This window comes from Undibacterium sp. FW305-107 (assembly GCF_058788535.1).
On sequence record NZ_JBYTAV010000011.1, the window covers coordinates 41808 to 53943 of the forward strand.

13 protein-coding genes are annotated in these 12136 nt (G+C 52.2%); 5 read left to right on the forward strand and 8 right to left on the reverse strand.

The window, feature by feature from the left end:
- Nucleotides 1–234 precede the first annotated feature (234 nt).
- Entirely contained in the window at nt 235–996 is a 762-nt protein-coding gene (locus tag AC3WQT_RS22895; protein WP_492707414.1) for a tetratricopeptide repeat protein, read from the reverse strand.
- Nucleotides 997–1156: 160 nt separating this feature from the next.
- Here AC3WQT_RS22895 and AC3WQT_RS22900 point away from each other — a divergent pair, with 160 nt between their 5' ends.
- Nucleotides 1157–2068 (forward strand): methylglyoxal synthase, encoded by a 912-nt coding sequence (locus tag AC3WQT_RS22900; protein WP_492707416.1) that lies wholly within the window; start codon nt 1157–1159, stop codon nt 2066–2068.
- Here the strand turns inward: AC3WQT_RS22900 and AC3WQT_RS22905 are convergent.
- The 3 genes from AC3WQT_RS22905 to AC3WQT_RS22915 all read right to left on the reverse strand — a co-directional run bounded on the left by AC3WQT_RS22905 (nt 2065) and on the right by AC3WQT_RS22915 (nt 4571).
- The gene (locus tag AC3WQT_RS22905) at nt 2065–2850 is read right to left on the reverse strand and encodes a hypothetical protein (protein ID WP_492707418.1); all 786 of its coding nucleotides are present in this window, start codon (nt 2848–2850) and stop codon (nt 2065–2067) included. The two genes, AC3WQT_RS22900 and AC3WQT_RS22905, sit on opposite strands and share 4 nt — an antisense overlap.
- Nucleotides 2851–2923: 73 nt before the next feature.
- A complete protein-coding gene (locus AC3WQT_RS22910; protein ID WP_492707420.1) occupies nt 2924–3736 on the reverse strand; it encodes a DUF2491 family protein in 813 nt (270 codons plus the stop codon).
- A gap of 4 nt (nt 3737–3740) precedes the next feature.
- Complete coding sequence (locus tag AC3WQT_RS22915; RefSeq protein WP_492707422.1) at nt 3741–4571, reverse strand: hypothetical protein; 831 nt, start codon at nt 4569–4571, stop codon at nt 3741–3743.
- A gap of 116 nt (nt 4572–4687) precedes the next feature.
- Between AC3WQT_RS22915 and AC3WQT_RS22920 the strand changes: the two genes are divergently transcribed.
- A complete protein-coding gene (locus tag AC3WQT_RS22920; RefSeq protein ID WP_492707424.1) occupies nt 4688–5176 on the forward strand; it encodes a phage regulatory CII family protein in 489 nt (162 codons plus the stop codon).
- Here the strand turns inward: AC3WQT_RS22920 and AC3WQT_RS22925 are convergent.
- Nucleotides 5173–5994 (reverse strand): DUF2314 domain-containing protein, encoded by an 822-nt coding sequence (locus AC3WQT_RS22925; RefSeq protein WP_492707426.1) that lies wholly within the window; start codon nt 5992–5994, stop codon nt 5173–5175. The two genes, AC3WQT_RS22920 and AC3WQT_RS22925, sit on opposite strands and share 4 nt — an antisense overlap.
- A 204-nt stretch (nt 5995–6198) precedes the next feature.
- On the opposite strand from AC3WQT_RS22925, the gene AC3WQT_RS22930 reads away from it, so the two are divergent.
- Complete coding sequence (locus tag AC3WQT_RS22930; protein WP_492707427.1) at nt 6199–6792, forward strand: chromate transporter; 594 nt, start codon at nt 6199–6201, stop codon at nt 6790–6792.
- A complete protein-coding gene (locus tag AC3WQT_RS22935; RefSeq protein ID WP_492707429.1) occupies nt 6792–7388 on the forward strand; it encodes a chromate transporter in 597 nt (198 codons plus the stop codon). The genes AC3WQT_RS22930 and AC3WQT_RS22935 overlap by 1 nt, the downstream gene beginning before the upstream one ends.
- A gap of 7 nt (nt 7389–7395) precedes the next feature.
- Here the strand turns inward: AC3WQT_RS22935 and AC3WQT_RS22940 are convergent, their stop codons facing one another.
- Together AC3WQT_RS22940 and AC3WQT_RS22945 are read right to left on the reverse strand one after the other, a co-directional pair.
- On the reverse strand, nt 7396–8790 hold the full coding sequence (locus AC3WQT_RS22940) for a DUF1501 domain-containing protein (RefSeq protein WP_492707431.1): 1395 nt from the start codon (nt 8788–8790) through the stop codon (nt 7396–7398).
- A 50-nt stretch (nt 8791–8840) separates the two neighbouring features.
- Entirely contained in the window at nt 8841–10598 is a 1758-nt protein-coding gene (locus AC3WQT_RS22945) for a DUF1800 domain-containing protein (RefSeq protein WP_492707433.1), read from the reverse strand.
- A gap of 318 nt (nt 10599–10916) precedes the next feature.
- Between AC3WQT_RS22945 and AC3WQT_RS22950 the strand changes: the two genes are divergently transcribed.
- Nucleotides 10917–11774: a hypothetical protein gene (locus AC3WQT_RS22950; RefSeq protein WP_492707435.1), complete on the forward strand. Its 858-nt coding sequence runs from the start codon at nt 10917–10919 to the stop codon at nt 11772–11774.
- Nucleotides 11775–11818: 44 nt separating this feature from the next.
- Here the strand turns inward: AC3WQT_RS22950 and AC3WQT_RS22955 are convergent, their stop codons facing one another.
- Entirely contained in the window at nt 11819–12136 is a 318-nt protein-coding gene (locus AC3WQT_RS22955; protein WP_492707437.1) for a hypothetical protein, read from the reverse strand.

Sequence of the window (12136 nt, forward strand, 5' to 3'; positions counted from 1 at the left end):
GGCTACCCCAGTCGTCATTTTCCGGGATATACGATCATGCAGCATCGAGAGTACATTGCGCATTGGAATTGTGCAAATCTAATTTATCAGCTGTCCCGATTATCCAGATTACGCACAAATAAAAAAACGCCGCAAAAAAAAATTTGCGGTGTTCAGAGTAAAACTGGTAATCAGTAAGCAGACCAAGGGTAACAACGACCATTATTCACAGGTCAGTGTCGTTGATACATGGCATCAAAGGCGCGCTTTCCAGTAGCGGGAATCATCGCGGATTTCAGCAATTTGCTCGGTAGTCAGGTCATTGCTGACAAGTTCGCGACTATCTATTGCCATACTGCCAGCCTTGACACTGGCTTTCAGCAAATAACGGTAACCAGTCACCATGTCGCGCTCTACCCCATCGCCATGCAAGTAACGCAAACCCATTTGAAACTGTGCACTCGACAAGCCCTGGTCAGCTGCCAGCATTTCCCAGCGGGCAGCCTGATCAGCGTCTTTCTCTACCCCTGCACCGTCCTGATAGGCCAGGGCCAGATGATGCTGGGCACTGGCATTACCCTGCTGTGCAGCTTGTTGATACCAGAATACCGCTTCTTCAGGATTTTCTTCCACACCCTTGCCAGTCGCATACATATAACCCAGTGCCAGTTGGGCAGAAGTCAGCCCCTGCAAGGCGGCGCGACGAAATAACCGGAAAGCCTGGCCTTCATCAGTCTCAACACCTTCACCGGTCAGATACATGACACCCAGATTTGCCTGGGCACCGGCATGACCCTGATCCGCCGCCTGTTCCAGCCAGTAGGCGGCTTCCTGTGCATTTTGTAAATTCTCATTGGGCTCAAGATATAACAAACCCAGCATATTCTGCGCCTGGGTATCCCCTAGCAGAGCCCAGCGCCTGACTTGCATTTCATCATCAAAATCATCATCACCCAAAGCCGAGGCGCAGGTCATCATGATCATCAGCACCATCAGCAGATGTCGCCATTTTTTCATTTTATCCTCACCTGTTTTACTTCATGTACAGAATGCTACGCCTGTCCAGGCTTTTTCGTGTGTCTCGACTGTTGGATTAGGTAACAAAATGTAGCCTTCAGTCAGCCAGTATAGACGGTCTGAGAGTAAACTACAGGGGCAGACAATTTTCTCACCAGCCATGAAAGCACATGCCGTGACCTCAGCAAAAAAGCTACGCATAGGATTAATTGCCAACCGTTCACATCAGGATGCCCCCAATTCTGCCCTGGTGCAACTCTTACACGGCGGCGGGCCAGCATTGCACCACTTGCAAGCTGAAATGGTCATCGTCGGACGTACACTTGACGCCATCATTTCACATGGTTTGCTGGAAAGCTGCCCTGAGGTCGAGCGTTTCCCCTATGGCCGCGAAGGTGGCCTGATGAAACTGGTATCACGGGTCGTCGATAAAGACCCAGCCAGAGCGGTGGATGCAGTAATTTATCTGATTGATCCGGTCGACCCTTCTTCTGTTTTCCCGGAGGCCCAGGCACTCAAGCGCCAGTGTGTGATACACCGCAAACCCTTCCTGGCGACTTTAGCCAGCGCCAGGGAATGGCTGGAACTGGAAGCGACAGCAACCGGTGCAGCGATAGACAACAAACTGAATCAGACTTTTGAATTAGGCAAGGAAGGTATCGCCCTGATCGCCCATGACGCGATGAAGGAGAGCATGCTGGTCATGGCTGAAAAACATTTTGAACTGCTCGACAGCTTTGGCCATCGCTATGCGACTGGCACGACTGGTGGCCTGTTGAACCAGCTGGCACAAAGAATCAAGGGAGCAGAAGCCGGCAAGAACTGGGTCACCCCTTATCTTTCCGGCCCTCTGGGTGGAGATGCGCAACTGGCAGAACTGGTACTTGACCGGCAAATACGCCGCATCCTGTTTCTCGAAGACCCGCACGTAGCACGTCAGCATGAAGCCGACATACAATTACTTGAACGTGCGGCCCGCACCGTCTGTGACTTTTCCCAAGTCATCAGTGAAGTCAGTGGTGCAGACCGCTGGCTCACCCTGCTGACGCAGAGAGTCAGCAGGCAGGCTTAGGCCGCTGTTACGGTCTGACCTGCTGCAGCCTGGCCCGATAAGCGCTTTAGTCTTTCCAGCGTACTTTCGCCTGCAGTATCGGCCTGTGCCACGGATTTGCGGATGGCATCAATTTCAGCCGCCTGGTCCAGCGGTTTTTGCCCTATGTCGGCAACAATGCGCAAACCCGCCGCTTCATTGCTGACATTTTGTGCGCGGCGTGTCAGCGCATTCAGGGCGGTTGAATGCGTACGCATGCCGGACAGGTTGCTGAGTTGCTCTTGCCGCTCTACCCGCAATTGCTGTAAATCTTTTTGCGCTTTGGCAGACGCCAGGTTTTGCAAAGCTTTTTTCGCGGCTGCATCAAAGTCTGCCAATTGTTTGGAGAAGGCATCGACGATTTTTTGCAACTCGTTCATGTATTCCTGGGCATCGGCTTCTTCCTGCAACTCTACCGGCAAGCGTGCCTTGTTGGCTTCCAGTTCGTCGCAGAACATATTGACAGTAGCTTCAGAAATTTTACCACTGGCCAAACGGTCTGCCAGTGTTGCCGAGGCTTTTTCATCATTCGCAATCAGTTCACGTAGACGCACTACGTCATTGTGTTCCTTGTCGAAAGATGAGCGGGCAGCGGCCAGTTTCTGTGCCGTTTCGCGCAGGGTCGCTGCCAGACGGTCACGGTCTGCTTCAGTCGCTGTTTCGGGATCGAAGTTGGCAATTGCTTCGGATATTTTGTCGCCGAGTGCGCCAAAGTGTTTGGAAATCAAACGTGCGGTCAGGCCCCAGCCATTCATATTGCTCATGTTATGTCCTTTCAGTGTGTGACACGATATTGATACTTCACGGTGCTACATTGCTTGCTACATCAAATTGGTGCTATTGCACCAGCAGCCTTTCCGCTTCCAGGGGTAGGGCAATCATAAAATCGACATGGATGTCGCGCTTGTTATCGCCATCCTTGCTACGTAAAATCTCTGTGCTGATCAGCAGTAATTCAGACTGATCACCCGCTTCATTCAAACTCCTGCGGTAAGGCATGAAGACCACATCCTGCTGCAAACCATGCTTGCCTGCTGCATCATCAATGCGGGTTTCTACACCTTTAAAAGGGGGGACAAATTCCTGCGCCGGATCACCGGCATCGCGCTCATATTGCAGGCTGTCGGCATCGGCAAATACACTGTCCAGGCTAGCCTCATCCCAGCCTATGCCCACCAGTTGTTCACGCCACAGACTGTAATTGCGGTCACCCAGACCGGCACCGTTTTCACCCAGAAAAGCTTGCTGGTCTTCGACGGTTTCAGGTATCAAGCGCGTCAGGTGGCTACAATACAAAAGCTCTTGCAAATCATCATTGGCATCGCAATACAACTGCAAAAATTTCTCGCCGCCATTGGCATCGCGGTTCAGGTAATAGCGATACATCTTGCCGCTGATAGGCAGTTGCACGCGGCTAATGGCGACGATGCGGGTTTCAGCTTCATCCGGCATGGCAATCAGTGAGCCCTGGCTGATCGCACGTATCAGCGGTGTCTTTTGCAAATTGACGACACTGCCTATGCGCGCACCCAGTGGCAGGGCTGCATCTTGTCTGCCATTTTCTGCATGCATCTCGTCTGCGACGAGTTGATCCTTGTCGTGTTTGTTAAACAGCTTGCCTACGTACTGATATGCATCTTTCCAGGCCATGGTATTAATTTCCTCCTAAACTGTAATGAACTGCACTGTCTTGCTTGTTGCGTCTGCTGCGCAGAAATTGCCAGCCTGCCCAGGCCACCGTGGCGAATAGCAAGATGAAGAGAGCGGTGCGCAGCAATTTAAAACCACCACTCTCCTGTGTCACTTTTGTAGTCGTCAGTGTTGCGGCTGTGTTTTCTGCTTCTGAGCTACTCAGCGCGCTGGTCTTGTCATCCATCGCTACTGCAGCGCTACTGGTCACTGCCTCCTTGCCGCTGCCCGTTCCCATGCTGGCAATGGGTTCCAACTGCTGGGACTGACGGTTTTCTGCTGCCTGAGGATGGCTCATCACACTACCGAGTATCACGCCACCGACAACTGCAGGAAAAATGCCACTGCCTCTCTGCACTACCTGTGGCTGCATTATTACTGGTGCAGATTGCGTCACGGGCGGTGCTGTATATGCAGGCTGGTTTGCTGCCTGCTGGTTGCCACTGTTGTTACCAGTGCTATTGCCAAACCCGCGCTGACTTTGCTGTGCTGTCTGCTGGCGAGCATCCATACTTTTTTGTGCATTCGCCTGTGCCTGGTTTTTTTCCAGATCACGGTTCAACGCAGAGTCAGACTTCTTGCTCACATTCGCTGGCTTGCTGTTATTGAAACTGCCAAAACCGGTATTCGACGGCTTGGATGGCGCAGGTTTGCTGATACTTCTTTGTGAAGAGAAGCCACCACGAAAGCCGCCCGAAGAACCGGATGAGCGTCCAGCTGCATGGGCAAAGCTGGCCGAGAGTGGCAAAACCAGCGCCAGCATGATTGCTATTAATTTGTTATTAAAACTGTTCATGGTTCTCATCTATAGAAATATGGTTAAGCTATCTGTACAATCCCTCAACTCTCGATGGATGTCATCATAGTGAGCAAAAATACAAAGATCATCGGTAATAAATTGGGGAATTCACCATGACACGCAAATATTCGGACATGAACCAGCACGACGCCTTGTACAAGATTGCACGCGCCTATCCTGGTGGCCTGGAGGCATTGGCCAGCCGTATGGAAGTCTCGGTGAATGTCTTGCGCAACAAGCTGGCACCGGGCATAGAGTCGCACTACCCATCGTTTGAAGAACTCTCGATGATCGTTGAGCTCTGTCATCAAGCAGGTGTCAAGGATGCCCACCTGCCTCTGCATGCGCTGTTGAGCAGACATGGCATGGCGGCGTTTGTAATACCAGAGCCTGATCAGGTCAGTGAAGATGATTTGTCGCAGACGGTATGCCGCGTCATGAGCCGTGTTGGCGATGTGGCAGAGGCAGTCTCAACCGCCTTGATCGATGGTGTGATTACCGATGCCGAAGCAGACTTGATAGAAAGAGAATTTCAGAGTGCACTGACAGTGCTGGGTGAGTGGCGTGCGCGAATACGCGCACACCATAAGCAAAAGGATTAATGCAATTTCTTTTCCAGAAAAGCAACTATCCTTGGCCAGCCCATTTTGCGCGCCAGATCAAGTGCTGATTCGCCTTTGGGATTGACAGCACTGACGTCGGCACCATGCTTGACCAGCAAAGTTACGGGAGCGAGATTGCCGGCCAGCGCATCTTTCTGCAGCAAGGTCCAGCCATTTTCATCAACGCTGCGGGTGAAGGCCGGTTCATCCTGCAAACCCTGATCCATTTTCTCTGCCATGTTTTCACTCATGGGATGTTCCGGCAGGTCTTCTGTGCTGACAATGATCGCCTGTTCTTTTTTGCCAAACAGGCCCGATAAAAAGCCCTGCTTTTCCTGCGCTGGTACAGGTACAATCATGACTTCACCCGGCTTGCCAAAGTCCAGTCCCCAGGCCTGGTCATGTTCTTCGCGCTCGGTTTTTGACATGTCGCTACGCATGACATCGATGCTGTAGCCGCCATATACTTTACCGCCGATGGTGTACATCCAGTCGCCAATTTCTGCCAGCGGCACAGTTACAGCATCACCGGCAGCAATGCTGTCAAACCATTGCGGATTATTCAGCAAAACGCCAGATACAGTGTCGCCATCGAACTGTATTTCATTGATCCACATATGCTCCACTTCCGGCCCCTCACCATCCGAGCCGGTAGGAAATGCCACTTTCACTGCAGCCAGACCCAGACCGGGAATAATGCGGCGATATTCCCATGACAATTCGCGCCAGAAATATTTGAAAGTCTTGCGCGCCCTTTCTGCTGCCGCCTGCATGGCAGGACTGGCACCTTCAAACATGACTATCTTGTCTTCGCTCATGATCTTGACCAGTAAAATAAAAATACTGTAGCGCAAAGCAGGCTGGCAATTAAGCAAGTACAGGACTTCGTTTCAAATGATACAAGTTCTTACTTCTGTATATGATGCGCTCCGGTCGGCAAGGCTGCACCTATGGAAATTGGGATAGGTGAAATATTTGCTCAGCAGCATTTTCTCGTCTGCTTTACAATGTAGACCTGCTCCATGCTAAGCCGCCAGGCTGCCATCATCATGTCCACAGAACCTGCCAGCCAGCGTCCCACGTCCCTTGCGGATTTGTATATCTCATTTACCTTGCTGGCATTACAAGGATTCGGTGGTGTACTGGCCGTCGTGCAACGTGAACTGGTGGAAAAAAAGCGCTGGATGACGATGGAAGAGTTTGTCGAAGACTGGGCCGTCGCGCAGATTTTGCCGGGGCCGAATGTCGTGAATTTATCCCTCATGATAGGTCACCGCCATTTTGGTTTTGCCGGTGCCATGGCCGCACTGGCTGGCATGTTGTCCGTCCCATTATTGATTGTCGTGATGCTGGCCGTAGTGTATGCCCAGTTTTCCCAGTATCCCCAGGTAGTTGGTGCCCTGCGCGGCATGGGGGCGGTCACCGCGGGTCTGATCATCGCGACAGCGCTCAAGCTGGTTCCGGCACTGAAAAATAATCCCCTGGGCAGGGTTACCGCCCTGGTCTTCAGCGCACTTTGCTTTGCCGGCATTGCCTTCTTGCGCCTGCCGCTGGCCTATGTCTTGTTTGCCCTCGGCACTGTCACCTGCATACTGGTTTACCGGAGGCTGAAATAATGCCTGATACCCTGCACAATGCCTTGCATATCAGCCTGAACTGGAATGACTGGCTGCAACTGTTTTTGCACTACATGATGCTGTCCCTGCTGTCGATAGGCGGTGCGATTTCTACCCTGCCTGACATGCACCGCTATCTGGTCGCGCAACAAGGCTGGCTGACTGATGCGCAATTCAATGCTTCTGTCTCCATCGCCCAGGCCGCCCCTGGCCCCAACGTCTTGTTCATCGCCCTGATGGGCTGGAATGTGGGCATGAATGCCGGTGGCATGTGGACTGCCCTGCTGGGTGTCTTCGTCACCATGACGGGCATACTTTTACCGAGTACCACGCTGACCTATGTGGCAGCCAGCTGGGGGCATGCCAACCGCGAATTGCGTGGTGTACGTGCCTTCAAACTGGGCATGGCACCCATCGTCATCGGCCTGTTGCTGGCAACGGGCTGGATCATGGCAGCATCCCATGACCAGGTAAACAGAGACTGGCCATTGTGGCTGATGACGGTCGTGTGTACCGTGGTCGTCTGGCGCACCCGCCTGCATTTACTGTGGCTGCTGGCGGGTGGTGCTGCACTCGGCTGGTTTGGTTTGATTTAAGCTAAATTCAGACGAAACCCAGGTAGCGTTTGCTGGCATCGTAATACTTCAGATTGGGCAGTATCTCCAGCATTTCAGTGTCTGATATGCCCAGCCATTTGCCCAGCGTGGCAGCGTATTGATCAACTGAAGTCGTTGGCAGCAAACGACCCTGACCCACATCATCATCACTGTCGACGGCAACCAGCGGCGCAGTACCATAATAACGCTTGCCATTGACTGCTCCGCCCAGCATGAAATGCATGCTGCCCCAGCCATGATCAGAACCGTCATTATTGACACTCAGGGTACGGCCAAAATCAGAAGCGGTAAAACTGGTGACCTTGTTTTCTATATCCAATTCCTTAGTTGCATCATAAAATGAACTCAGTGCTTCGCCAACACTGGTGAGCAAATCAGGATGCGTCTCTTTCAGGCCATTATGGGTATCAAAGCCCCCCATGGAAACAAAAAAGACCTGGCGTTTTGCGCCCAGAGTACCTGCGCAGTCAATCATGCGCGCCACCATCTTCAATTGCATGGCCAGATTATTTTCTTTATTAAATGGTGTCTTGATGATGCGGCCATTGTCCAGTGCCGCAGTGAGTACATCGTCAGCCTCCAGGGAACGTTTGCTGACGCGTGCATATTCATTTTCAAACAAGTGAATACGCTCTTGCGTAACCAGTTTTTGCAAAGCCGTGGAACAGGGAACGGAACCAAACAAAGGTGCCTTCACACCGGTCATATGAACTGAGCCATTGGTCGATATCTGATATTGCACAGCCGTATTGCCAGACAGGTAGACCGCATTACCTGAAACATTTATGCAAGTGAAAGTAGCGTTGCCATTACCTGCCACGAACTGGTCACCCATGCGCCCACCCCAGCCTGCTGTTGCTCCCTCAGGTGCAGAAGATTGCCAGACCGATTGCTGATCATTGTGCGAAAACAACTTGGGTGGCAGCATCGCCGTCTTATTCACGTATTCCAGCTTGGTGGTCGGACGTATCAGAGTGCCGACATTCAGTAATATCCCCATCTTGCCGGCATCGAATATGGGACTCAGTAGCTTCAGTTCGGGTGCCAGCGCGTATTGATGGCTGATACCATTCCTGTCTACAGGAACATTCAGGCTTTCCAGCTTAGTCAGTTTGTCGCGCCCATAAGCCAGCGAAGGACGCAATTGGGAATAAGCTGCGTAGTTGGGAACGTCATACGGCACCAAGGTATTGGCGTAATCATTACCACCGTATAAAAACACGCAGACGATGGCTTTGTAATCATCTGCATTGGCGGCCGAGGCTTCGGCCATGGCAGCCAGGTTGAGTGCCCAGGGTGTGGCGACACCGGCGATGGACAGAGCAGAGACACGTTGCAAGAATGCGCGGCGTGAGGCATTCATTGTAGTAGAATTTTTCATGATGCTTTCCTGTATTGGTGACAGCAAATTATTTGCTCAGAAGTTCAGGCTTATTTGAGGACGATGAATTCAGGGGCGGCCAGTACCAGAGTCAGCGCCGCATAGATTCTTTGCTTGCGACGGACATCATTACCCTTGGGCATGCTGTCAACTGCGCTGCTCAGATCAGCCAGGGTAGTCGCACTTAACTGCCCTGCTGCCAGCACCAGATTGATTTCATCCAGCAAGGCCGGCGCCGTCTCAGCCAGTGGCATCAGACTGCTGTAATCGGGCTTGATATCACTGACACCTTCACTGACGGCAATCTGCATGTAATTGACGTAACCAACGACTGAAGATTCATTGGTGATCTGGAATTCCGGTGCCACCAGGTTTTTTGCGGCAATCGCCGTATTTGGCGGCACATAACCTGGACGGAAAAAATTGAATACCGATGGTGAACGCAAGGGGCTTTGTCCCAATTTGTCGGCGGGGTTGCTGGTATTACCGATATTCCAGATATCATTGTTTGCCGTGGCATTGTAGGCACGTGCCCAGGCCAGGAAGCGCAACATGGGTTCACGCAGTTTGCCAAACTGAGGATCGCTGAGATTAGCTGGTTTGCGCGCTTCATCATCGAGCAAAATCGCCTTCAATACTGCTTTCAAATTACCTTTCTTACTGGCTGTGCCGCTGCCATCATCTTTGAACACGCTAGCCACCCTCAAGATATAACCCTCACTTGGATTGCTGGTCACCAGTCTTTGTATCAGTTGTCGGCTGATGAAGGGGGCGACATTGTCATGGGCAAAGATGATGTCGAGTGCCGCTTCCAAGGCCTTTTCACCACTCAAGTCTGCTGGTACGGTCTCACCAAGGAAAGTGGATGCACCGGTTTCATGCTTGTCGGGCACCTGTATCATGGGTCTGCGCATGAAGTCCGGCTTGTCGGGGCCGCCACCTGCCAGATCAAAACCCCAACCAGTAAAGATGCGGGCCAGACCAGTGATATCTTCCAGGCCATAGGTCTCTTTGCTCTTGCCATCATACAGACGAGGATTGCCATTCAGTTTCAATTCAATCAAACCTATGCTAAAAAGCTGCATGATTTCGCGAGCATAGTTTTCATCCGGCCTGGCCCCGGTTTTTGAATTGAATCTGGCATTACCCCGGAAAGTAAGGTATTGCCCCATGGCAGGACTGGTCGATACCAGTTGCAAGAGATCGCGGTAATTGCCAAAGCAATTTACTTCCAGCATGTCCAGCCAAGCTGCGGCGGCAAAGGCTTTCCAGCCACCACCTATCAGGCCATCAATCGCGACCACGATGACTTCCGACAAAGCCAGTGTAAAACGCTGGCGCAAAGTATCTGGCGAGCTGATCAGTTTGCGCCAGGCCGTTGCATCAAAACCCGCCTGGCTATTGCGGTAACTGACATCGTCGTAACCTTTTGAGACCAGCCAGTCCCAGCGCGTACCATTGCCAGGCATGCTGAGTTGCTCATCAATCCAGCCTGCATATCCCAATGCTTGCACCCTGGCGATCTGGGCACGGCTGGCTCCCATGCTGGCTTGTGCCAGAAAGCGGGATGCTTCACTGGTGGTAATAGCGGCAGCACCGGCGTCAGGAGCAGGTGCCGGTGGCGCACCCATTGCCGTAGTGCTGTTGCCTGTACTATTTTCTGCCGTCGTGCTACCACCGCATGCGGTCAGCAAGGCGGCAGAGGCAAGCACTGCAGCAGCCTTCAAATCCGCGTGCTGATTGAACAAATCCTTGTCTGTTGTGGTCACAGTATCCATGGCATCCACACTTGCCAATTGCTCTTCCATGTTAAGTCTCCCTGTATTGGTATGAAATATTCTTTGTTGCTGGCCAGGCTTGAACATTAGAACAAGGATGTAAGTTTCCTATTACCGATTTGTAAGTAGTTGTCAGGAATTAAAGCAATTTTCTACATAGTTTGTTACTTGCAAATGTAAATAGCATTAAAGATTCAAAAACAGGGCGCGTCATTTGTTACACTTTCGTTTTTTATCAGCATGTGCCGGATTTGCAGATTCGCCCCCAGACAATCTTTGTTACAGGGAGAGACATAGTTTGAGGTATGCTTGCCACCTTGAAATTCTGCACACCGGTTCATATAGTCCATGAAGTTGAGCATAGAAGCGCCTGATGATGAAGTTGCCCTGCCGGGCGAAATTCATTTGCATATCCGGTTTCGCCCTGCGAATATGTTCGGCATCTTGCTGGCTTTGCTGGTTCACGGACTGTTGCTGTACTTCTTGCTACACATGAATGTGATCAAGAAGAAGCTGGACAAGGGTGGCTCAAGTGAGCCCATCGTCTTGCTGATGGACAAGGTAGCCAAAGCGCCCAAACAGGCAACTGCACCGCAAAAGCAAAAAACCGAATCAAAACCAGTACGTGTACCGCCGTCAAAAAACGCAATTACCCGGCCCAAGACACCTCCACCGCCAGTCACGGATTCACCGATAGCGCAGCCACCACCGCCGCAAGCCAAAGAGACGCCACCAGAAATGGACATGATGGCCATGGCCAATGCTGCGCGTGAACGCCGCCGTGCTGCAGAACAGGCAGCCGCCCAGGAAAATGACGGTGCGCGTCAGGCAGGCCGCGGCATGACGCCGCAGGAAGTGGCCGAAGCCAATGTCAAACGCAGCATGCAGCAAGCTGCCAACCGTGGTGGTGGCAGCGGCGTGTTTGAACTGGGGACGGTAGGCACAAGGGTAGCCAGCTTCACTTTCCGTGGCTGGAACACCCGCATAGTGGCTTCTGGCGGCAAGCAGTCTTTTGAAGTCGATGCCGGTCTGGGTGGCGATGTACGCCTGGCCGTAGTACGCCGCATGATAGAAATCATACGCATGGAATACAAGGGCGACTTCAACTGGGAATCCAGACGCCTGGGCCGCGTCATGGTCAAGTCAGCGCGGATAGAAGATTCAGCAGAGCTGGAAAGCTTTTTGCTGAAGGAATTTTTCCCGTGAATTTCCACGCCCCGGGAGCATTCCCGGGATAAGCACCTGACAGCTTAAACCGACCCACCCTGACCATATGCCCTTGCCGGTCTCCCATGCCAGCGCTGCTGCAAGGCCTGCCACCAGCTGACAGGCTCGGCTTGCTGTACCAATATTTCGCTTGCCTCGATTGCCTGCAATTCTACCCAGCCATCACGTTCAGCCGTGAACAGCGCACCGCTGCTGAGCACAGTATCGACTTGCCAGGCCACGCCTTCCAGAAATTGCGGTGCAGCCAGGATATGTAAGCGGCCTGTATGCAGATGCAGTTTGCTATCGGCCATTAACAGCACCTGCAGACGCTGGCCTGTTTTGATTGTGTGGGTATCCAT